General features: G+C 41.5%; 25 protein-coding genes and 1 riboswitch. Of the genes, 9 read left to right on the top strand and 16 right to left on the bottom strand.

What is annotated here, in order from left to right:
* Positions 1-419 precede the first annotated feature (419 nt).
* The 6 genes from EWV84_RS15000 to EWV84_RS14975 form a co-directional block, all read right to left on the bottom strand.
* Entirely contained in the window at positions 420-1,178 is a 759-nt protein-coding gene (locus EWV84_RS15000) for an ABC transporter ATP-binding protein (RefSeq protein ID WP_287078635.1), read from the bottom strand.
* Between the two features lie 70 nt (positions 1,179-1,248).
* Entirely contained in the window at positions 1,249-2,064 is an 816-nt protein-coding gene (locus EWV84_RS14995; RefSeq protein ID WP_287078634.1) for an ABC transporter permease, read from the bottom strand.
* A gap of 142 nt (positions 2,065-2,206) precedes the next feature.
* Positions 2,207-3,247, bottom strand: coding sequence for an ABC transporter substrate-binding protein (locus EWV84_RS14990; RefSeq protein WP_286825236.1), 1,041 nt, complete (start codon positions 3,245-3,247; stop codon positions 2,207-2,209).
* 63 nt (positions 3,248-3,310) lie between these two features.
* The gene (gene hypB / locus EWV84_RS14985) at positions 3,311-4,000 is read right to left on the bottom strand and encodes a hydrogenase nickel incorporation protein HypB (protein ID WP_287078633.1); all 690 of its coding nucleotides are present in this window, start codon (positions 3,998-4,000) and stop codon (positions 3,311-3,313) included.
* A gap of 58 nt (positions 4,001-4,058) precedes the next feature.
* Positions 4,059-4,415, bottom strand: a complete 357-nt coding sequence (gene hypA / locus EWV84_RS14980; RefSeq protein WP_287078632.1) for a hydrogenase maturation nickel metallochaperone HypA — start codon at positions 4,413-4,415, stop codon at positions 4,059-4,061.
* A 6-nt stretch (positions 4,416-4,421) separates the two neighbouring features.
* Complete coding sequence (locus tag EWV84_RS14975; protein WP_287078636.1) at positions 4,422-5,600, bottom strand: agmatinase family protein; 1,179 nt, start codon at positions 5,598-5,600, stop codon at positions 4,422-4,424.
* Between the two features lie 68 nt (positions 5,601-5,668).
* Positions 5,669-5,803: riboswitch (guanidine-I (ykkC/yxkD leader) on the bottom strand.
* 323 nt (positions 5,804-6,126) lie between these two features.
* Here EWV84_RS14975 and EWV84_RS14970 point away from each other — a divergent pair.
* From EWV84_RS14970 to EWV84_RS14955, 4 genes are all read left to right on the top strand, one after another.
* Entirely contained in the window at positions 6,127-6,906 is a 780-nt protein-coding gene (locus EWV84_RS14970; protein WP_287078631.1) for a PEP-CTERM sorting domain-containing protein, read from the top strand.
* A gap of 729 nt (positions 6,907-7,635) precedes the next feature.
* Positions 7,636-7,875 (top strand): hypothetical protein, encoded by a 240-nt coding sequence (locus EWV84_RS14965; protein ID WP_286825244.1) that lies wholly within the window; start codon positions 7,636-7,638, stop codon positions 7,873-7,875.
* 35 nt (positions 7,876-7,910) lie between these two features.
* Positions 7,911-8,336, top strand: a complete 426-nt coding sequence (locus EWV84_RS14960; RefSeq protein ID WP_002756072.1) for a type II toxin-antitoxin system VapC family toxin — start codon at positions 7,911-7,913, stop codon at positions 8,334-8,336.
* Positions 8,337-8,338: 2 nt separating this feature from the next.
* A complete protein-coding gene (locus tag EWV84_RS14955; RefSeq protein ID WP_287078630.1) occupies positions 8,339-8,566 on the top strand; it encodes a tetratricopeptide repeat protein in 228 nt (75 codons plus the stop codon).
* A 120-nt stretch (positions 8,567-8,686) separates the two neighbouring features.
* On the opposite strand, the gene EWV84_RS14950 is transcribed toward EWV84_RS14955, so the two are convergent.
* The 8 genes from EWV84_RS14950 to EWV84_RS14915 all read right to left on the bottom strand — a co-directional run bounded on the left by EWV84_RS14950 (position 8,687) and on the right by EWV84_RS14915 (position 16,608).
* Positions 8,687-9,652: a permease gene (locus tag EWV84_RS14950; protein ID WP_287078629.1), complete on the bottom strand. Its 966-nt coding sequence runs from the start codon at positions 9,650-9,652 to the stop codon at positions 8,687-8,689.
* A 106-nt stretch (positions 9,653-9,758) separates the two neighbouring features.
* A complete protein-coding gene (locus EWV84_RS14945) occupies positions 9,759-11,096 on the bottom strand; it encodes an anthranilate synthase component I (protein ID WP_287078628.1) in 1,338 nt (445 codons plus the stop codon).
* A gap of 129 nt (positions 11,097-11,225) precedes the next feature.
* Positions 11,226-11,603 (bottom strand): hypothetical protein, encoded by a 378-nt coding sequence (locus EWV84_RS14940; protein WP_045360581.1) that lies wholly within the window; start codon positions 11,601-11,603, stop codon positions 11,226-11,228.
* Between the two features lie 36 nt (positions 11,604-11,639).
* Entirely contained in the window at positions 11,640-13,358 is a 1,719-nt protein-coding gene (locus tag EWV84_RS14935; protein ID WP_287078627.1) for an ABC1 kinase family protein, read from the bottom strand.
* Between the two features lie 146 nt (positions 13,359-13,504).
* Complete coding sequence (locus EWV84_RS14930) at positions 13,505-14,242, bottom strand: HEPN domain-containing protein (protein ID WP_287078626.1); 738 nt, start codon at positions 14,240-14,242, stop codon at positions 13,505-13,507.
* Positions 14,226-15,299, bottom strand: coding sequence for a ParA family protein (locus EWV84_RS14925; protein ID WP_287078625.1), 1,074 nt, complete (start codon positions 15,297-15,299; stop codon positions 14,226-14,228). The genes EWV84_RS14930 and EWV84_RS14925 overlap by 17 nt, the downstream gene beginning before the upstream one ends.
* Positions 15,300-15,501: 202 nt before the next feature.
* Positions 15,502-16,185, bottom strand: a complete 684-nt coding sequence (locus EWV84_RS14920) for a Uma2 family endonuclease (RefSeq protein ID WP_287078624.1) — start codon at positions 16,183-16,185, stop codon at positions 15,502-15,504.
* A gap of 183 nt (positions 16,186-16,368) precedes the next feature.
* On the bottom strand, positions 16,369-16,608 hold the full coding sequence (locus EWV84_RS14915; RefSeq protein WP_287078623.1) for a hypothetical protein: 240 nt from the start codon (positions 16,606-16,608) through the stop codon (positions 16,369-16,371).
* Positions 16,609-16,616: 8 nt separating this feature from the next.
* Here EWV84_RS14915 and EWV84_RS14910 point away from each other — a divergent pair, with 8 nt between their 5' ends.
* The gene (locus EWV84_RS14910) at positions 16,617-16,883 is read left to right on the top strand and encodes a glutaredoxin family protein (RefSeq protein ID WP_286825700.1); all 267 of its coding nucleotides are present in this window, start codon (positions 16,617-16,619) and stop codon (positions 16,881-16,883) included.
* 3 nt (positions 16,884-16,886) lie between these two features.
* Here the strand turns inward: EWV84_RS14910 and EWV84_RS14905 are convergent, their stop codons facing one another.
* Together EWV84_RS14905 and EWV84_RS14900 are read right to left on the bottom strand one after the other, a co-directional pair.
* Positions 16,887-18,068: a serine hydrolase gene (locus tag EWV84_RS14905; protein WP_287078622.1), complete on the bottom strand. Its 1,182-nt coding sequence runs from the start codon at positions 18,066-18,068 to the stop codon at positions 16,887-16,889.
* 27 nt (positions 18,069-18,095) lie between these two features.
* Positions 18,096-18,896, bottom strand: coding sequence for an RNA methyltransferase (locus tag EWV84_RS14900; RefSeq protein ID WP_287078621.1), 801 nt, complete (start codon positions 18,894-18,896; stop codon positions 18,096-18,098).
* Positions 18,897-18,932: 36 nt separating this feature from the next.
* Between EWV84_RS14900 and EWV84_RS14895 the strand changes: the two genes are divergently transcribed.
* From EWV84_RS14895 to EWV84_RS14880, 4 genes are all read left to right on the top strand, one after another.
* A complete protein-coding gene (locus tag EWV84_RS14895) occupies positions 18,933-19,088 on the top strand; it encodes a DUF2256 domain-containing protein (protein ID WP_287078619.1) in 156 nt (51 codons plus the stop codon).
* 169 nt (positions 19,089-19,257) lie between these two features.
* A complete protein-coding gene (locus EWV84_RS14890; RefSeq protein WP_287078618.1) occupies positions 19,258-20,406 on the top strand; it encodes a glycosyltransferase family 4 protein in 1,149 nt (382 codons plus the stop codon).
* 9 nt (positions 20,407-20,415) lie between these two features.
* Positions 20,416-21,750 carry a TrkH family potassium uptake protein gene (locus EWV84_RS14885; protein ID WP_287078617.1) on the top strand — a complete coding sequence of 445 codons (1,335 nt, stop codon included), beginning with the start codon at positions 20,416-20,418 and terminating at the stop codon, positions 21,748-21,750.
* A gap of 88 nt (positions 21,751-21,838) precedes the next feature.
* On the top strand, positions 21,839-22,528 hold the full coding sequence (locus EWV84_RS14880) for a potassium channel family protein (RefSeq protein ID WP_061432893.1): 690 nt from the start codon (positions 21,839-21,841) through the stop codon (positions 22,526-22,528).
* Positions 22,529-22,641 lie beyond the last annotated feature (113 nt).

Below are 22,641 nucleotides of genomic sequence, written 5' to 3'. Positions count from 1 at the left end.
TCCCCCCAATCACTCCAAGGGTCGGCACTTTTTGAGGTCAAAAAAGTCTAAAAACCTTGTTGGATAAGGTTTTTAGATTTATTCAGCAAACCCTATTTAGGGTTTGCGGCAAAAAGTTTTTCGGTGGTGGTAGGGTGTGGGGTGTGGGGTGTGGGGTGTAGGGTTTTACCGATTTTGAGGGGGTCAATTACCTAATTTTCAGGGAAAAAGTACCTGAATTTTCCCCCTGAACACTCCCAGACAAGGCACTTTTGGATTTCAAAAAGGTCTAAAAGTCTTATCCAACAAGGTTTTTAGATTTATTCAGCAAGCTCTATCTAGGGGTTGCGGCAGCAGCGATCGCTCGCTGTTTGAGGATGATTTTTGCTGCTCTAACTCGTTTTGAAGCCTGGACTACTCTTGATGATCCCTAGTTTTTTCTAGGATTTCTCACCCCGTAGTAGGCCGTAAATTTGATCCGTATAGTCATAAAACTGAGATTGTCGTTTAATTTTATAATTACGATCTACGGGTAAATTAATTGTTAATTCTCGTTGTATAGTCCCTGGCCTAGCACTCAAAACATAAATACGTTGAGCTAAAAAAACCGCTTCATCCACATCATGGGTAATCATTAAAATACTACACCTAATTTTTTGCCAAATTTCAATTAAATATTCGTGCATTCTTTCTTTGGTTTGTACATCTAAAGCTGCAAAGGGTTCGTCCATTAATAAGACTTTGGGATGACAGGCAAGAGAGCGGGCGATCGCCACCCGTTGTTTCATCCCACCCGATAGTTCTCTAGGATAAGCATTAGCGAATTGAGTTAAACCGACAATATCCAGATAATAACAGGCCACTTCCCAGCATTCTTTTGTCAATAATCCCTGTAGTTTTAAGCCAAATTCAACATTTTTTTGGATCGTCATCCAGGGATAGAGTGTATAATTTTGAAAAACCATACCGCGATCGGCTCCTGGCCCTGTCACTTCAACACCATCAACGGTAATTTTGCCAGAAGTGGGCTGCTCTAAACCCGCAATCATTCGCAACAAAGTTGATTTCCCTGAACCAGAGGCCCCGACCGCACAGACAAATTCAGCACTGTCAACGTGTAAATTAATATCTTTCAGAGCGACCACAGCACCTCGTTTAGTGATGAAAATTTTATTGAGTTGAGTAATTTCTAAGTGCATTAAGGTTCTTCTCTTATCATTAAAATAACTTTACTGGTGACATAATAAACTCTGTGCTTGAGTTTTTAAGTTAACGAGTAATTGACCATTTACAAGTCCACTGCAAAAACAAACGAAAACTTAAATCTAGAGCAAAGCCAATAATTCCTAGGACAATTAAACAGGCAAAAATTTCATCGGTTCTCAGAAATTTTTGAGCCAATAAAATGCGTTTGCCTAACCCATTATCGGCCGCCACCAATTCCGCCACCACTACCAAATTCCAAGCGGCCGCCATATTAACGCGAAAAGTATCAATAATATTAGGAATAATATAGGGAGTAATCACTTTAAATAAAACCTGTTTTCGAGTTCCTCCAAGAGTATAAGTTACTTCGATCAATTCCCGGGGAATAAACTTGACCGCATCCATAATCATCAGAGTATTAAAGAAAATTGTCCCGATAAAAATGAGCATGATCTTTGACGTTTCTCCAATACCCAAATAAATAACCAATAGGGGAATAAAAGCAGGAGCGGGCATATAACGTACAACGCCAATAATCGGTTCCATTAAACTGCGAATACTCGGAAAAGTTCCCATTAAAATCCCCAGGGGAATAGCAAACAATCCTCCCAAAAAAAAGCCCCCAACTACTCGTAAAAAACTGGTAATAGTATCTTGAATTAAAAAGCCCTGTTCTGCTAATTTTCCTAGTGCTTGAATAACGGCTAAAGGAGAAGGTAAAAATACGGATTCAATGCCCGCAAAACTAGAGATTAGTAACCATAAAATAAGCGGGACAATAATAGAGGAAATCATTAAAGTCCACTTTAGGGATTCGGGAATATCCTCGGTAATCCGCCAAAAAGTGCTTTGAGGAAGCGTTTTAGGTGTTGTGGTCATGGGATTTTTAAAAGAAAAGAATAATTTTGATAGCCAATATCACCCAGTTATCAAAAAATTCTTGAGGTCAACTTGTCTCCCTAATCCCTCTTGTAGATAGAGAATTGGAACCTTTAATTTCTCGATCTACAAGAGGGGATAATTAGGCTTTTTTGTCTTGATTTGCCAACACCTTGACAAATTGTGGATCTAAAATAGTTGTTAGATCGGGGACTTTTTTAATAAAGCCAACTTCCCTCATAAAATCAGCCATTTTTTGAGCGGCAAAGGGCATATTTTTCATGGTTTTACCAGGACTAAACGCTTCTAGGTTTTCTTCTAAGGTGAAAAACTTCGTTCCCTCTTTATATAGGGCTAATTCTTCTGGGCTAATGCCCGCACGCTTGGCCATAATCTCATCGGCTTTTTGGGGATTTTTAGTCATAAACTCTCGAACATCAAACCATGTTTTTACCAAAGCTTGAACCTGTTCTGGCTTTTCTTTGATTAATTTGGCACTGACAACTAATAAATCAGGAATAGCACCAGAAAAAGCTTTAGAACTAATTAATTCTTTAGAACCTTTTCGTTTAAGTGCTGTTGACCAAAAAGGTGGAAACGCACCAACTGCATCTACTTTTCCCGATGCAAAAGCGGCGGCAGCAGCCCCTGTTTCCATGGGTACAATTTGCACATCTTTACGGCTCATTCCTTCTTTTTCTAGGGCTAAACTGAGGAGAAAATCACCGACAACGCCTTCTTCGACTGCAACTTTTTTGCCTTTTAAATCTTGAATCGTTTTAATCTCTTCTGTGACAATAATTTTGTCATTTCCCGACGAGTTATCATTGACTAAAACAGCAACTTGACCATTCACTGCATCTCCTGCAAAAGTGATGGTATCGTTGAGAGTTTGACTATTTCCATCTAATTGTCCGGCGGCCAAAGCTTGCAAGGATTCAAGATAACCATCAAACCATTTCATTTGAACATTAGCCCCATTTTTAGCAAATAATCCCTCTTCTTCAGCGATCGCCCATGGCCACCAACCGGCCCAGTTACTATAACCGATGACAATGGGGACAGTGTTACTCAGAGAAGTACTTGCATTGGGGGTTTGCTGAGGAGCTTGATTACAACTAACGGTCAGGAGTAAGCTACTAAAAAAAACGAGAGGTAAGGAGAAAAAATTGCGCCGTTTCATAGGTAATAGCCTTTAGAGATGACAGATAGTAAAACAGAAATAAATCTCAAAAACTGTTACTGATTAACAATTCAAGAACCTCACGGTATTGACTTGGCTTTTTACCCAATTTAACCATTCTTCTAAACCTTCTCCTGTTTGAGCAGAAAGAGCGATAATCTTTACATCGGGATTCATGGAGCGAACATTTGCTTCTAAACGGTTTAAATCAATCTCTAAATAAGGAGCCAGATCTAATTTAGTAATAATCAGACAATCCGCTTCTTGAAACATAATTGGATATTTGAGGGGTTTATCTTCTCCTTCAGTCAGACTTAATAGAGCAACTTTTGCGTGTTCCCCTACCTCAAATTCGGCAGGACAAACTAAATTTCCCACATTTTCCACCAACAATAAATCAAACTCTTTGGGGTTATAATCTTCTTTGAAACGATGGATTCCCCCGGCTACCATTTTGGAATCTAAGTGACAGGAGCGACCTGTATTAATGGCAATCACAGGAACTCCATATTGTCTCAGGCGATCGGCATCTAGTTCGGTAGTCATATCGCCTTCAATAACAGCCATTTTTAAGTGATCTTTTAAGGCTGCGAGGGTTTTTTCCAATAACACAGTTTTACCCGCACCAGGACTACTCATCAAGTTTAAACAGGTAATGCCCCACTCGTCAAAATGTTCCCGGTTGTGATCGGCTCCTGTTTGATTGGCATGAAGTAGATTAATTTCTAGGGCCGCGTCAAAAGTTTGGTGCATTTTAATTGAGAATGAATAATTGATCATCGAACTTGTATAAGCGATCGCCCAACTTTGTTTAAGAAACTAAAGAATATTCAATGTGGTCAATTTTTAACTCTCGACCTGAACGAATATCCTCCATCGGTGATCGACAAGTTGGGCAAGAATATTGCTGGCCAATTTGGGGTTGATAATCCTTTTGGCAGCAATGACAATAAGCAATTAGGGGAATATTTTTAATTGCTAATTCCACACCAGCAAGAAAAGTATTGGCAGTTTGAACTTCAAAGGCAAATTGTAAACTGACCGGTTCGACACAGGTAAATTCACCAACCATGAGATGAATTTTTTCAATTTTGAGCTTTTCAGGTTGGCTATTATACCAATCTCGAACTGTCATAATTAACGCCTTGGTCATATCAGTTTCGTGCATAGGAAATTACTGCCAGGGTTCGTCAACGGCCAGATTGGCCTCAGGATGAATATAATAAGGCTTTTCTTTACGGGGTAATTGACCTGAAATAACCAGATGGGCCATGGCATCACAAATAACACGGGTAGCCATCAAAGAGGTCATATCACTAATATCGTAGGGAGGGGAAACTTCCACCACTTCCATACCACAAATGGGAGCTTTTTGGATAATTTTACCTAATAAAGCTAAGGCTTCACGGGGTAATAAACCGCCCGGTTCTGGCCAACCTGTACCGGGGACAAAACCGGCATCAATGCAATCAATATCAAAACTAATCCAAACGCAATCCGTACCATCTAAAGCTCGTTCTAAGGCAAATTCGGCGGCAGCATCAATGCCTCGTTCTACAATGTCGGTGACGGTCAAAATATTAGTGGCGCGCTCGCGGCAAACTTTAACACCTTGACGGGGAACTTGCCAACCACCAATCCCTAATTGGACGAGATTCTTAGCAGGAGCATTTTTCATATTGGTGGCATGAAACCAGGGGCAAGTGTGCATCCGTTCATCTAAATCCGTTTCCTGGGTATCCACATGGCGATCAAAGTGAATAATACCGACTTTTTTATCCCCTAAATGCCGACAAATACCCCGCACTGTCGGAAAACCAATGGAATGATCACCCCCTAAAATAATCGGCAAGGCACCGGAACTAAAGACATGGGCAACCCCCTTAGAGATTTGATCAAAGGACTTTTCATTATTAGCAGGAATGGTGAAAATATCCCCCAAATCACAGAGCGTAATTTGTTCGCGCAAATCTACCCCTAATTCAAAATTGTAGGGCGTATAAAGAGCCGAAATCCGCCGAATTCCCTGGGGTCCAAAACGAGTTCCGGGTCGGTAAGTTGTCCCCGAATCATGGGGAACACCCACGATTGCCACATCATAATTGCCCACATTCCGCACATCTTCCAAATAGGGAGCCTTCATAAAAGTATTAATTCCCGCATAGTGGGGTAACTCACCCCTGGAAAAGGTGGGAATACTGCGATCACGAATACTATCGGCCGCCTCTAAACCGTAGGTTAACCCCTGAGAAACTTCCTGTTGCCAACCGGTTAGGGGTAAATGGCGTTCTTTTTCTAAGGCCTGTTGAGCTTCGGTTAAATCAGGGGGTTGAAAAGTAGATTCCTCGGACATCATTTCACCTCAAAATACAATAACCCGGGAGTCTTCAAAGACACTGCCTCAAAACAGTTATCCTCAAAGTCTCCCGGGCTTTTATCCCGCCGTGTAGCCAGCTTAGATGGAAAAATTTTTTGATCCGCTCATTTAAGACTAGCTTGCTCCTCTCGGACCTGACATTTAAAGACGCTTAAATCGGAACCCTAGAAGCAATTTCCCTGACCTTAGACGATCTCAATCCCAAAAACAGTATCACAGACTACAAAAAAAGGGGTTTTTCCCGCTTAAATATGGTTTGCTGAAAAAGTCTCTTGCTGGAGTCAGGGTGTGGGGTGTAGGGTGTAGGGTTTTACCCGTTTTCAGGTGGTCAATTACCTAATTTTCAGGGAAAAAGTGCCTAAATTTTGGCGTTGTCAGATCAAAATATGAACAATGAATTGCGACACAACGAAAGCCTTGCTCTTAAAGCGTTTTCAAGTCTGCTCTCATGCGCGATTATCTTCACACTTGACAACGCTTGTCATTTTTGGTAAGTTATGGCGTGATTGCAAGCGCAACAATATTTTTTAGGAGGCATTTATTTGTGACATTAGCAAAACTAATCAAAAACTCCGTTGGCGGGGGGCTAATACTTATCAGTCTCTCCATCGCCAGTGGAGTACAAGCGGCAACTATTACGGTTGCTGGCACATCTGATCCTTGGCTGGCAGGGATGCCAGATGGATCTACGGCTTCCTTTGGAGCTGTTGCTCCTACTCACTCTCCTGTACAAGTGTCGGGACTTTCCCTGATTCCTGGACAAACACTTAATTTCTCCGCATCTGGAGGAGTCAGCCATAATCCCTTGACATCATTGAATGATCCGGATGGAGGAAGTTTTTTTAGCCATTTGTCTGGGAGTGAAAATGGAATTTCCGATATTACCGCTCCGCTTAATTCTCTTCTCGGTGTCTTTTTAGATAACAGCCAGCCAGATTTGACTCTTGCACCTGGATCTCTTAACTTTTATTCAATTGGACTCAATTTTTCTTCGTTAGCTCCACAAGTTAAGCAAGTTTTCTTCATTGGCGATGGACTGACAGGAACAAACAGTGGTGCTGTGCAGAATTTCATCGTTCCTACTAACGCAACTCGCCTCTTCCTGGGTACGATGGATATTTTTGAATGGAATAACAACATTGGAAGTTTTAGCGTGACAGTTCAAGCAGTACCTGAACCTAGCACAATTTTCGGCTTAGGTGTATTGGGATTTGGTGCTTTCTTCAAGCACAACCTAGCTAAATCTAAAAAGTCGAATCAACAGGACAAGCAAACAAGTTAAATTTTGGGCGCAAGCATTGCGCCCCCACACTGCACCTGGTGTGATTGGTAGGGGCATATAGCGTACCCCCTTTCTTAGATAATCCTTTCTTATCACCATAACTCCGGCAAGCAGAATCAAGATGAGTTAGAGTTTAAATGCTTGGGAAAATAGGGTCTGTAGGCGCAAGGATTTTCCATTATGAATATAATATCATGTCAAGGGGCTTTTGTCAAGAGAAATTTTGACAAAAGCCAGAAAAACGTAGGGTGTGTTAGACAGCAAAAATTTCCGCTTTAACTTCAAGCTAACAATCCGTCCTAACGCACCACCTATCATCGACTGTGGTTGGTGTGATTGAATGATGGACTATGATTAGGTATCTAGTTAAGACCATTGGAAAATAGGGTTCGTAGGCGCACGGATTTTCCATTATGAATATGGTATCATGTCAAGTCGCCTTTGTCAAGAGAAATTTTGACAACATCCAGATTTAGTAAAACGTAGTTAGACAGCAAAAATTTCCGCTTTGACTTGAAGCTAACAATCCGTCCTAACGCACCACCTATCATCGACTATAATTGAATTAATCACTGATGACTGATAACTGATTAAGTAGGTGGGTGGAATTAAATATAAGATGAACGTAGGTTGGGTTGAAGTATGAAACCCAACGCCCGCATGGGTTACGAAGTGCGCTAACCCATCCTACAAATAATTGTGCCTCCCTACTTAGCAAGGAATAAAACCATGAATACTAAAGAGAGACTATTACAAGAGATTGAACAAGCACCGGATTCTTTAATAGAAGAAACTTTAAACTTCCTACTTTCAGCACAAGCTAGTTATGCTAAATCTGAAAGTAATGTAGGGGATGCAATATTAAAGCTTCTGGAAGATATACCATTAGACAATGACGACTTAGAAAAGTTGCCTACAGATCTTGCTAATCAACATGATCATTATCTTTATGGAGTTCCCAAATCTTAAGCAAAGCCGAAACTCAAGTTTCTAGCATTATAGCAATGAAAACAATCTTTGCAGACACATTTTATTGGGTTGCTCTCATTAACAATCGTGATGATTGGCATGAGAAAGCTATAGAAATGACAAGGAAACTCCAGCAGGTAACAATAGTGACAACCGATGAAGTCTTTATTGAAGTTTTCAACAATCTATCTGCTTATGGAATGTCAGTTAGACGAAAAACCTTACAAGTTATTAGAGGCTTACAAAATAATCCCCAAATCTTAGTTATACCCCAAACTCATCAGACGTTCCAATCAGGATTAGATTTATATCAAAATCGTCCAGATAAAGATTACAGCTTAACAGATTGTATATCCATGCAAACAATGCGCCAAATGAATATAAATGAAATTCTTACCCACGATAAGCATTTTACACAAGAAGGATTTTTCATTTTATTTCAAAATATAGAGTTACATTAGATTTGAGAAAACGACTCTTAGGAGACAATCATCCCGATGTGGCAAGTTCCCTCAACAATTTAGTACACTTGTACGATTCTCAAGGCGGCTGCTCAGAAGCGGAACCTCTCTATCGAGAAGCGATTAATATTTTCAGGGAAAGATTATGGGAAAATCATCCCCATACCCAAATATATATGGAGAATTATAAAACTATGTTGTCACAACTCCGGCAAGCCGAATCAAGATGAGTTAGAGTTTAAATGCTTAGGAAAATAGGGTCTGTAGGCGCACGGATTTTCCATTATATATATATAGTATCATGTCAAGTCGCTTTTGTCAAGAGAAAATTTTTCTGACCCAGAAGGAATTCAACCTAGATAAAAACTGAGGATCAGAGCCACTAAAAAAGTCATTAACAGGCATAAAATTCCGAAATAAAGGACGATTTTAGGACGGAAAGCTGATAGGAGGAGGATAAAAGCTTTAATATCAATGAGGGAAGCGACCAGTAAAAAAGCGAGAGTGGAACCCACAGAGAGATTAGTAATTAAAGAACCGGGGACAAAAGTGCTAAGACTGGCATTAACAGCGAGGGTGAAACCAAAAAACAACTGCACGAGAATTTGAGTAACGGGAGTATTCCCCCAGGCAATTAATTGACTCTGAGGTAATAATAGCTGAAAGACACTAGCGATCGCACAGCCAATAATTAATAATCCCCCTAATTCCAGTGCTTCATCAATAAAGTTATCGAGAAATAGCTGCAGAGAAATTGGCCAAGCTTGCCTATCTCTAGTTTTATACTCATAAACAAGATTGCCGACTCTTTGTAGGGGTTGACCGGCTGCTTCCTCCGGTAAAAAACTACCGGAAAGAACTAAACTTGATTCTAGGGTAATTTCGCTATCGGTGCGGAGTTTTTCCCGATAGAAACTAAAGAGAGTACCGATAACAATTGCCATTAACCATACCGAAAGCGATCGATAGAAGAAAATACTAGAATAGGTGAAAGTCTGCCAAGTTAGCCAAAGAGTGACGATATTTAGGGTAGGTGCAGCGGTGAGAAAGCTAAACACCACCCCTGGGGGTACTCCCTCTAATAAGAATCTTCTAGCGACGGGAATCGTGCCGTATTGTCCGACTGGTAGGATTAATCCGATGGCACTGCCAACGATCGCTCCTAACAGTCGATTACGGGGAAATATCGCCGCTAATCGCTGTTTATTGACGAAAACCAGCAAAAAACTGGAAACGGCTGCCCCGAAAAGTAAAAAGGGAAGGGAGGTCAAGACTAAACTAAGAAAAAAAGTAACTGCGATAGAAATTTGATTCATGAATAGGGTTCAAGATCGGAAGCTATCCTACAAAATAGCAGATAAGGTAAAAAGTAAAAAGAGCGGTTTTAGATGCAACAATAGGTTAGTTTGTTGAAATCAAAAATTAAAAAGAACGTAAAGCGATTAATTGTGCCTCAGCTTTATGAAGGGATTCTAACCATTCTTTTTCGGGATCGCTATCGGCAACTATTCCCGCTCCCACTTGTCCCCAAACGGTGTTTAAATTCCCTTGAGCAGTCATTAATAGGGTACGGATGAGAATATTCAAATCTAAATGACCCCGTAGGTCAATATAGCCACAGGAACCATAGAATAAATTACGTCGCACCGGCTCCAATTCTTCGATAATTTCTAGACAACGAACTTTCGGACAACCGGTAATTGTTCCCCCCGGGAAAAGAGCTTTAATTAAATCAATAGCATGATACTTTTTATCTAATTTTCCTTGAACATTACTGACCAAGTGCATAACGTGACTATAACGCTCGATCGTCAGTAATTCATCAACATAAACCGATCCCCATTCACAAACCCTACCTAGATCATTGCGTTCTAGATCCACTAGCATAATATGCTCGGCGCGCTCTTTTTTATTAGTTAATAGTTCCTCGGCCAATTGTCGATCGAGTGCCTCGGTTTTACCCCGGGGACGGGTTCCAGCGATTGGTCTAGTGCTGGCTATTCCCCTTTCTAATTTCACCAATCTTTCGGGAGAACAACTAATCATTTCGCCCCAAGGGGTGCGCCAATAACTGGCAAAAGGAGAAGGGTTAATCTGTTGTAAACTGCGATAAATTTGCCATCCTTTTGCCTTAGTTGTGCTTTGAAATCTTAGGGATAAATTTGCTTGAAAAATATCGCCTTTTCTGATATAATCTAAGGCTTTTTTAACAGCTTTTTCGTAGTCGAGTTGAGAAGTATAAAAGATTAAGGGAGAGGGATGAGGATCGATCAACTCAAAATCGGGGTGATTGGTTAAAGATTGTTCGTATTTATCTAAATCTTCGGGTTTAGTGGCAGCTAACCAGAGAATTTGTGCTTGGTGATCGAGAATAGCAAAACTGTCCGGTTCGTACCAATAAGCGACGGGAAAAGGGAGATTATCAGCTTTCGTGCTGGGTAATTTTTCTATTTCCCAAGCTAAATCGTAGCCTAACCACCCCAACCAACCGCCATGGAAGGGAAGATGATCGGGAAGAACATCGGATCGGGTTTGGGGGAGTAAACTGCTTAAAAAGGGCAAAATTTCCCCTGGTGCGGGGGTCCAAAACTGACGCGGGGAACCAGCACAAAGAGAGTAACGGGAGAGGGAATTACCCGGATAGGGACTTTCTAGTAAAGTAGCGATCGCATCTTGGGAGAATAAACAGGCAAAAACCTCAGAACCAGTGCGCTGATGTAGAGGAAGAGATCGCCAATGCCATGCTAAAGGTTTTTGCATCTAAAATCGCGGGCCAAAATAGCTGGTAAATTGGGTATAAATAAGGGTTTGGTGTTAGTTGTGGGGTAGTTGATCTTTCCTATCTGCTAACACCTATTCTCTTAGTCCTAAATGTTGGCTGTCTCCTAATTATCCCCGATAATCGAGGTCAATTTCTTTAGAACCGCCGCGCTGTAATTGGCCTAATAATTCCCCTAACTGACTCCAAACCAAACCACCGATAAAGATAGTCATCGGGAGAGAGATAGCGTAGGCAACCCAACCATTGAGAATAAATATATCTAATCCCGAGGCGAGGAAAAGACAGATTCCGATACAAATACCGATAAAAGGAATTTGTAAGGAACTGGATTTTAAAAGATTTTGATCGTCCGAGCCCTTATTTTTATACCAATTGTTAACCACTTGCTTGAGACTAGCTTCAAAAGCGGCCCCGCAGGTAATACCGATAAATAAACCGGCAACAACCAGAAAATAGGGCGGTTGGGGCAGAAAATAATAATCCATAGAAAAAGTGATTAACCGATGATGACCTTAAACACTTTAACGCGAACTGGTTTCTCCCGGAAGGACAGCGGCCACACCTTGGGCAGATAATTCCCGAAAAGCGCTCATGGCCACATCCAAGAGTCGCCGCGGTTGCAATTCTCCTTGGATTAAACCCCAGAGACGTTGTACTTCGGCGGTATGGAGACGGTCATCTTCCGTTAAAGCTAATAGCAATTGACGACGCAGATAACGACCTTCTTCCGAGAGAAGAAAAGTGATGCCTAATTGCGCGGTGGGCAGTAAATCGAAGTTACTTTCCGATCGAGCCATTGTAATCATGTTTTCTAGGCGTTGCCACTGGAATTTACCGTCTTTGAACAGGACATCCAGTAAACGCCGCCGCAGTTGCGGCGATTCCCCGGTCAGGAGACGTTTAGCGACGTAGGGATAGGCCACTTGGACGATTTTGAAGTTAGGATCGAGGGTGAGGGCTGCCCCTTCTTGGGTGACGAGGGAACGAATAATCAGGGCGAATTTGGCGGGAATCCGGAAGGGATATTCGTACATCAATTCGGAGAAATCATCAGTAATGGTGCGGAAATTGAAGTCACCGACTCTTTGACCGATGGCATTGCCTAAAACCCGTTCTAGAGCCGGAATAATTGGTTTTATATCCGTTTCTGGGGTTAAAAATCCCAGTTTGACAAAGTTGCTGGCCAGGTTTTCGTAGTCTTTGTTAATTAAATCGACGACGCAACTAGCGAGGGTTTCTTTAGTTTCCTCCTCTAACTGGTCCATCATGCCAAAATCGATATAGGCCATGCGACCCTCAAAAGTGGCGAAAAGATTACCCGGGTGGGGGTCAGCGTGGAAAAAGCCGTGTTCGAGGAGTTGCTGTAATCCAGAGGTTACGCCGATTTTAACGATATTATTGGGGTCCAATCCTAAAGCTTTGATGTTCTCGGTATCGGTGAGTTTATAGCCATCAATCCATTCCAGGGTAAGGACGCGGCGACCACTATAACGCCAGTAGATACTGGGAACTTTAACTTCGGGGTTATTTTGGAAGTTGGTGGCGAATTTTTCAGCGTTGCGACCTTCGTTTTGATAGTCGATTTCCTCAAAGAGTTTGGTGCCGAATTCATCCACAATCAGGGTGAGGTCGTGGCCGAGATTGAGGGGTAATAAACGACCGAATTTTTGGGCAGCCCAGCGCATTAGGTATAAATCGAGGCTTAAAAGCGCCCGCAGCCCGGGTCTTTGCACTTTAACGGCTACTTCTTCGCCGGTGGGTAGAATAGCTTTGTAAACCTGTCCTAAACTAGCGGCAGCCACCGGGGTGGGGGATATTTCTCGATAGGCTTTTTCTACGGACATTCCCAATTCGGTCTCGATAATGGCAAAAGCAATGTCGTTATCGAAGGGGGGAAGTTGGTCTTGCAGTTTAACTAATTCGTCTAAAAAGTCTCTGCGAACGAGGTCGGGACGGGTAGAGAGAGCTTGACCGACTTTGATGAAGGTGGGGCCTAAACGGGTGAGAATTTGCCTAAGTTCGCTCGCACGCCGGTATTTATTGGCTTCTTCTTGCTTTGTCCATTTGTCCCAGAGGAGACTGAGGAGAAATAATCCTAAAGACCAAATAATCACGAAAGCACGACCGAACAATTGCCAAGGTTTGTAACGGTATTGTTGAGCGATCGCTTCTGCACTGTAAGGAGTGAACTGTGTTTCTTCTCGTTTCCGGTCAGTTTGACTGTCTTGATGCCGACTCACAAGCTAATCTCTATATATCTTACGCCACTTGATATTGTAGCTAAGTTCCTGACATCAGTATACAAAACTACACATTATTTAATAATTGTTATAATTCCCTGAGAAATCATAAGTATTTATGGCTGGACTGCCGGGGAAATTCTCGGCTAGTGGATGTCCTCAAGTACCTGATGGATATTTTCAACAAGCTGTTCTATAAAGGTAACGGCATCATTAACGAGATTTTCATCGATATTCCAGCGACTGCCAATGCCATAACTCGGGTCTATATCAGCTTCATGGGCGATTTTGTTCCTTCGATCAACAATTGCGCTAAGTTGGCTTTTAATATCTTTGGCTGGTTTATTTAGCTTGCCAGCCACTTCTTCCCACAATTTCTTGGCTGAAATTAGTCTAATGGCCTCCGCTATTTTGTCCGGTTGTTGAAAGCTTTTATAGCTGAGGTTTTCTCTAATTTCAGCTTCCAACCAATAATTACTATTAAGTTTGTTAGTGAGAAGATTTTCAATCATTGGTAGTACCTCGGAAATTGAGCGAGATTCTTGACCAAAAAAAGAACCGTAGTTTTGTTGAATTTCGTTTTCTAACCAAGAGCCAATACTAATAGCTATCAATCGTTCTTGTCGTGCGCCATCTAGGGAGACTTGAAAACGAGAAAAGGCAGAGGGTTCTGAACGTTGGCCTCGATAAATTTCTAGCATTCCTAGAGTAACCACTTCGTGAATATAATAATCTAAAGCGCTCACAGTCAGGACTAAAGCGGCTCTGAGGATATCCGATACATCTGGGGCGGGAGTAGTCTGAGATTTGAGAGAATTGTGGATAGCGATTAAGTCACGAACGCGAGCAATGCTAAGGCGAAATTGTTCAATTGCTAACTGCATAAATCTCGGAGGTAAGACCGATAACTTTGTCTGCCAATTCAGCAAAAATCTTCTTAAAGTCTTCTTGTTTTTCTTGAGCTTTATCCAATACTTTACCTTGCCATTTAGCCGAGCGCAATTGTTCATCAGTTAACGCAAAAACAGGCCGTTGATGTTCTTGGGATAAAGCAATAAGACTATTAAAATTAGGGATTTTTACTAGAGTACAGCAGTCTGGTACACCATTCTCATGGTACATCGAATCAGGTAACATCATGGCATTTTTTTTTAGGGCTGGAATCATTTTATCGCTGATATTTTGCTCGATTGTGTTAATCCATTTTTGAAAAGCTTGTGTTTCTTTCCTCCGAATAATTCGATAGTTCTGAACAATAGTTCCCAAAAAATGTAGGTTAACTTCGGGGAAGGGATAGTTGGCTGTTTTGAGAATTGGTAAAGCACTAGCTGCCTTGGCCCATTGATACCACTTAGGCAAGATTTTAGTTAGAGAATCGATAGCCATAACTGAGAAAAAATCCGCTGCGGTTGGCACAATAAAAAAGTTACTGGTCATCAGTATATTTTGATTGATTGACCCCAAACTGGGACTCATATCGATTAAAATATAGTCAGCTTGGAATTTTTCGGCAGTTTTGTCTAATAAATATGTAATCGCACCGGGGACATTTTTTAAAGCTTGAATTGACCCACTAAGTTCTTGAGCAATACCTAGGGTAACTTCATATTCAGCTAACCCCACATGACCGGGCAGTAAAAATAAATCATCACGACCATAAATAGGAACACAGTCCACAGCTTCGATTAATCTCGGTTGAGATTCAAAAGCGGGTGCTAAAGCTGTTTTAATATTAGAGTAAGTATTGTAGATAGCCTGTAGTCTTTCTTCTGTATCTTCACTTTCTTTAGCCAAAGCCATACCAGTTAAGTTACATTGAGGATCGGTATCGACAATAATTACTCTTTTGCCCTTCTCAGCAAGCATCCAACCAAGGTTAAAAGTGGTTGTAGTTTTGCTCACTCCACCTTTATGATTAAAAAAAGCTATTTTTTGCACCATGGCATTAATTATATTTGAAGATTGCTGTCTTTGGTCGTCATTATAACATGATGCGGGTTAAGCAGATTTTGCCATGATTTCTAGGGAAGAATAGGGCTAACCAACTAGGCTATCATCAGAGTTTCGGATTCCTCGTTTTAATGCCTAGCAATTAAAGAAAAATTGCGTCATGGTTTCCACCCTAACACCCCCAACCGGATATTTAAGCAATTTCATCGGGATTAATGCCCAATTCTCGCAGCTTTTGGGCTAATTTTTCCGCCCGTTGTTGTTCTCTTTCTTTGGCTAATCTTTCCTGTCGGGCCGACTCTTGAGGGGTGGGAACCAATTCACCCGATTCGGTGAAATAGCGCAATTTATTGGCAAAAATTCCTAAATATAATCCTAGTTGCTTACTCCATAAATAACCGTTTTCATTGGGGGTAATCGGTTGGTATTGTCCCTCGATTAAAGTGAATCCTTGCCATTCTAAAGTATTGGGATCAAACCAAAAATATTCAGGAGTCCGGAAAGTATGCTGATATAGTTCCTTTTTAGCTTTTCTGTCCACATTAGCGGTGGAATCGGAGATAATTTCGATGATTACATTGGGATATTTACCCCCTTCTCCCCAGACAACCCAACTTTTTCTAGGACGTTTTTCCGTATCTAAAACCAAGAAAAAATCTGGTCCACAAAAATCTCGCTGTTTCAGTTGCCTTTCGTTATAATAAATAGTCAAATTGCCCGAAGCATAGTAATCGTTTCTATCTTGCCAGAGCCAATCAAGACAAGATAATAATAAAATAATTTGTTGTAAATGCAGATCACTTTCCACGGGTGGTTCATCACTCCATAAATCGGTGGGAGGACAGACAATATCGGTAGCAATATCTAGGGTTGTCATCGTTTATAAACCCATTGAGTCAATTTGGGGTGATTCTAGCAACAAGGCACAATCAATACAATTATATTATAAGTCCGATCGTTTTGCTTGTATATAGGGTGTGCTGAAAAAGTTTGTTGGTGGGGTTAGGAGTCGGTTGGAGAAGTCAGAATACCATGACCTCAATCCCCTTCGTTGAAGGACTTATAAAAACCAGAAGAAAGCAATTAAAATAACAGTGAGAGTGGCGGCAAAAATGAGAGCGTATTCAATTTTTTTACTGAAAATACCAATAACAATGACTAGGGTAATTGCCAGAAGAAACACACCGATATAGACTAGATCTTGAGTACCTGAATTAACTAAATTATTATTTAAAGTCGGTGTGGGTGTGGGAGTTTGTAGAATTGTTGATGAGAGACTAATCGTGGAGGTAATGAACATAAATATTTATGACTACCATAGAACTAATTTTATACAGTAAACCGGACTGTCATCTTTGCGAAGGGTTGCTAGAGAAACTAGAAAAAATCCGTCAACCGGAGTGGCAGTTAGAAATTAGGGACATTACCAGTCGAGAGGATTGGTTTAACGCTTATCAGTACGAAATCCCCGTCCTCTGTCAAAAACTGGCCAAGGGGGAAAAAATCCTTCCTCGTCTTTCCCCCCGGGCAAATGCCGAACAATTGGCCCGTCTTTTAGCCAATAATTTAACCTAGGGGCTAATTACCCGGACCAGGAATAACGACCGGACTAGGAGAGGGAGAAGACTGGGCGACCGGTTGCGGTTTGGCTGCGGGTTGAGTTTGATACCATTTAAAGTGTTGGTAGGCCGTGCGCGATATTTGTTGAATCAGAGTCCTAGCGTTACTATCATTGTGGGGACGTTTCACCATCACTGCTCCTAGATAGCGTTTCCCGTTGGGCATATCAATAATCCCCGCATCCGCTAACATCGAGCCAATATCACCGGTTTTATGGGCAATATCGGCGGATTTCTCGATACCTTGCGGCAGCAGGGTGCGAGTGCGCGTTTCCTGCATAATATTCAATAGACGATCGCGGGAACGTAAACTGAGTAATTCCCCTTGATTAACTTTTCCTAAGATTGTCACCAAATCTCTCGGACTTGTGGTATTGGTTCCTTCCAAGTCGGGTAAAGCGTTATTAATTACCGTACTGGTCAAACCCCAAGCTTGAAAACGCCGATTAAGAGCCTCTTTGCCGCCCATCCGCTTAATTAACATATTAGTAGCGGTATTATCGCTAATTACGTTCATTTTAGTGGCGGTTTCTAGGGCAGTATAGGTTTTATTCACTCCTAAATACTGCATATCCCCGGACCCACTGGCCATGACATCCTTAGTGGCCACAAGGGTTTCATCGAGACGAATTTTCCCCGCGTCCACATCCTCAAAAAAGGCGACCAGAATCGGTATTTTAATCGTACTAGCGGCGGCAAAAATAGTATCTCCGCGAAAATTAGCGTAAGCACCGTTATCGAGGTCAATAAATAAAGCTCCCGCCTGTAATTTCGGATATTTGACCGCTAAAGCTTGTAATTTCTGGTTAAGGCTGCTGAGATTTTCGTTGAAAACTAACGTGGTCGGTTTTGGGGTGACGGGTTTGGGAGTCGGGGAATTAGTAGCGGTGGGTTTTGGGTGTAGAGGTAATTTGCTCGGATCCACCACGGTTAAAACCGTACCAGCGATCGCACCTAAACCGACACCAAGGATAGAGAAGCGAAGAACCTGAAGGAGAAAAGAAGCGATTAGGTTAGTTTTACGCTGTTTTTTTGCCTTTTTAACCGGTAAAGACTTTTTTTTGTTGTTTGAGTCCATGGACCTAGGGGAATTAAGGCCAGATTGGACTTTAGTAGGACGACGAGTTACTTGACGAGTCACGGTTTTCCTCAAGGGTATCCAGATTTATTATCGATCGCTAGGAGAATTTTTTTTCTTGCCCTTGAGACTATCAAGACCGAGAAAAAGTTGCCCGATACTTTCAATATGACCGATAATACCCCGCAGCAGGGCTAATTCCTCCACCGTGGGACGGGCCCGATGATAAAATTGCCGGAATTTCTCCATCCTAGCGGCGGCGGTGTGGGGGTAAAGATAGCCAATTTTGAGCAAAAAGCTCTCCAAGTGCTGATAATAGCCTTCTAGAGCCTCAAAAGTGGCATTAGGGGGCGTTTCTAACGGGGGTTCGAGCCTATTTTCCGTGGCCATTTGGTACAGTTCGTAGGAGCAAACCGCCACCGCTTGGGCGAGATTGAGGGAGGAATATTGAGGATTAGCGGGAATACCGACAAAACGCTGGGCGTGGTTCAGTTCGCTGTTACTTAAACCCCGGTCTTCTGGCCCGAAAATTAAGGCCGATTCCAGGTTAGGGGTGAGTAACCAGGGTAAGGCAGTCTGGGGTGTTTCGAGGGGAGTATTCAGGTGACGGGGTTTCGAGGTGGTGGCAATGATGCGATGACAACCCTGCAAAGCTTCCGCAAGGGTGGCTACCTGTGAACAGTTTTCTAGGACTTCAATCCCGTGTACTGCCATGCGTCGCGCTTCTTCTGCAAGGATATCACAGGCAGGATTGACGATAATTAAGCGACTTAAGCCCATATTCCGCATAATTCTGGCAGTGGAACCCACATTTAAGGCTCCGGCCGGTTCAACCAAAATAATTCTCAGGCGATCGAGCGGGGAACTCTGATTATTTTCATCTACACTCATAGATAAGGCGCAGTTTTTGACTTTTTAATTTTAATCATGGCACGTCAGGTCTCGAAGTCCGATCTTCCCAGTAAAATTTGTCCCGTTTGCGGTTTATCGTTTACTTGGCGCAAAAAGTGGCAAAATTGTTGGCATGAGGTCAAATACTGTTCAGAACGCTGTCGTCGTCGCAAGTCCTCAACTAATGAGTAAAAAGCCGAGAATTTTAACTATGAGATAGGCACTCTTGCAAAAGGCAATTTTTAGCTGAGGACTTAGATGGGTGATTAATTTTGCTTAGGTACTCTATTAGCTTTTAATTTTACAGCTAATTTAGTAAGCTAATATTTGGCTAAATTAACTTTTTCTTAAGAGAATCTCAATGCACATTGCCTGGTTAGGAAAAAAATCTCCTTTTTGCGGTAACGTTACCTATGGGCGAGAAGTGACTAATTCTCTGCTCGATCGAGATTATCAAGTCAGTTTTCTGCATTTTTCTTCCGAAAAACCCACCGTAGGCGATTGGCCTGACTTTTACGACGAAATCACCCTGCCACGTCTCTATAGTTCCCAAGTCTATACTATTCCCACCCTGAAATCGAGTCGGGTTCTACAGGATAAACTCAGGGAACTGAAACCCGATCTAGTTCATGCGTCCTTACCCCTGTCTCCCCTCGATTTTCTGCTACCAGAAATTTGTGAGTCTTTAGATTTGCCTCTGGTGGCGACTTTTCACCCGGCTTTTGATAGTAAAATTCGCAATCTGATCTCTAGTACCCAATTATTAACCTACCAACTACACGCCCCTTTTTTAGCTAATTACGATAAAGTAATTATTTTTTCCACCTCTCAACGGGATTTTTTAGTTAAATTGGGGGTTCCCGAAGAAAAATTAGCAATTATTCCCAATGGGGTTGATGTTAATAAGTATTGTCCAGGACCATCGAATATTAAAGCTCAATATAATGCCGATTGTTTATTTGTTTATCTCGGTCGGATCATGCCGGAGAAAAATGTAGAATCTTTATTGAAAGCTTGGAAAAAAACCAGTTTAGGTGATAGATGCAAACTGCTCATTGTTGGTGATGGTCCGTTAATTCCTTCCCTTAAACCTTTTTATGGAGAAGAAGATGGTATTATCTGGTTAGGTTTTATCGGTGATGAAAATAAACGAATTGAAATTTTGCGCGGGGTTGACGGCTTTATTTTACCCTCATTAGTGGAAGGTTTATCGATTTCCCTCTTGGAAGCGATGGCCTGTGGTGTTGCTTGTATGGCTACGGATGTGGGGGCCGATGGGGAAGTGTTAAAAGGTGCGGGAATAGTTCTAGATACTAAAGGACTAATTACCCAATTAAAAACTCTCTTGCCCGTATTACGAGATCATCCCGAATTAACAACAATTTTAGGACAAAAAGCCCGTCAAAGAGTTTTAGACTCTTACACTCTCAGTAAAAATATCGATCGCTTACAGTTAGTTTATCAAGAAGTGTTAGCCAAAAAACAATCTTCTCTTAGCTACTTTCACTAAGGAATTTATATGACGATTGCCCGGACAATTTGCTTGGGATTTATTGCGGTAATTTTAGCGGGAACTTCCCTGTTGATGTTGCCTGTTTCTACCACTAGCGGCACTTGGAATGACCCAATTGTTGCCCTCTTTACCTCCACTTCTGCTGTCTGTGTTACGGGTTTAGCAGTAGTAGATACGGGTACTTATTTTTCTTTTTGGGGTCAATTATTTATTGCTTTATTAGTGCAAGTGGGGGGTTTGGGATATATGACCACTACCACTTTTTTAATGTTATTAGTTGGGCGAAAATTTGACCTGAGACAGAAGTTAGCGATTCAAGAATCCTTTGATCGACCTTTCCTACAAGGTAGTCAAAGTTTAATGAAATCAGTGATTGCTACTACTCTAGTTTTTGAGTTAACAGCAACTTTGGTTATGTTAACTGTCTTCGCCCAAAAGTATGATTTTAGATATGCGGTATGGTTATCTTTATTCCATAGTATTAGTGCTTGGAATAATGCCGGTTTTGGCTTGTTTAAAGATAACTTGATGTCCTATCAATCCTCAATTATTATTAACTTAGCTATCACAGGATTGATCGTTTTTGGAGGTATCGGTTATCAAGTAATTATCGAGTTTTATACTTGGTCTATTCACCGCTTTCGATATAAAAGAAAAGGCTTTGTTTTTTCTCTTAACTATAAAGTTGCTATCAGTACAACTATATTTTTATTAGTGATGGGAACATTGGCTTTTTTATTTACTGAACAGGGAAATGGTGACACTTTGGCTAATTTATCAATTAAAGATAAATTGCTGGCCGCTTGGTTCCAATCAGTAACATCGAGAACAGCAGGATTTAATACCATTGATATCGGGAAAATTTCCGTAGAAGGTTTATCAATTACCATGGCTCTCATGTTTATAGGAGCCAGTCCTAGCGGTACAGGGGGAGGTATTAAAACCACAACCTTTAGGATTTTATATAACTGTACTCGCTCGGTTTTAAGAGGCCATGAAGAAGTGACTCTCTATCAAAGACGCATTCCTATGCCGTTAATTTTAAAGTCAATGGCGGTGGTTTTTGGTTCGGTTATAGCGATTATTATCTCCACCCTAGCTATCTCATTTGTGGAGACAGATTTTAAAATGATTCAACTGTTTTTTGAGGTAGTTTCTGCCTTTGGAACTGTCGGCTTATCTATGGGTATAACCGCAGCTTTATCGCCGATTTCTAAGTTAATTATTGTTTTTATGATGTATCTGGGACGGGTAGGAGTTATACTTTTAATAGCGGCTATTATCGGCGATCCGAAACCAACAGTGATTAATTACCCCGAAGAAAACCTTTTAGTGGGATAATTAATATCAGTTATCAGTTATCAGTTTCTCCTGTCTCCTCACTCATTGACACTAGCATTTTAAATGCGTAACAGTTTAACTTAAAATTATGCAATCAATTAAATTTTTTAGTAGTATGCGTCCCCAAAATCGTCAATTTGCCGTCATCGGATTAGGCAGATTTGGGCGCGCCGTCTGTGAAACCTTACGCAAACAAGGTTATCAAGTGGTAGCGACAGATATTGACGAAGGATTAGTAGCACAAGCGTTATCTGATCGAATAGTAGATAATGCGATCGAGCTTGATTCTACCAAACCTAACGCCCTGCGAGAAGCGGGAATTTTTGAAACTGATACGGTGATTGTCGCTATTGGTAAATACGTTGAAGAAAGTATCATTACTACTCTCAATTGTAAGGAAGCAGGGGTTAATTTTGTCGCCGCTAAAGCCTCCACAGAAATCCATGGAAAATTACTAAAAAAAGTTGGTGCAGATTTAGTAGTTTTTCCCGAATACGATGCCGGTTGTGAGTTAGCGCACCGTTTAACTAGACCGTCAATTTTAGAACGATTTGATCTCGATCCCGAACATAGTATTGTCGAGTTAAAAGTCCCGGAAGCTTTTCACGGTAAAACCCTAGCAGAGTTAGAAATTCGTAATCGTTATGGGTTAAATATTGTCGCTGTCGGTAATGCGGAAAAATTCAAGATTAACCCCAATCCCCAAGAAAGATTACACAAGGATTTAGCAATGGTGGTGATTGGTTCTAACCGAGATATTCAGCGTTTACCGATTTGACACTCCCCGCTCTAAAGAGACGGGGATTCTTGGTTCACAGAGATTACTTGCTTAGACAGAATTGCTTCTGAAAAAGTAGAGGTATTCTCTCCCCAAGCGTTTATTGGATCTAG

The organism is Microcystis sp. M_QC_C_20170808_M3Col, assembly GCF_007095505.1.
Lineage (GTDB): Bacteria > Cyanobacteriota > Cyanobacteriia > Cyanobacteriales > Microcystaceae > Microcystis.
Note: the sequence above shows the minus strand (reverse complement) of the source record. Positions and strands in the feature narration are given on the sequence as shown.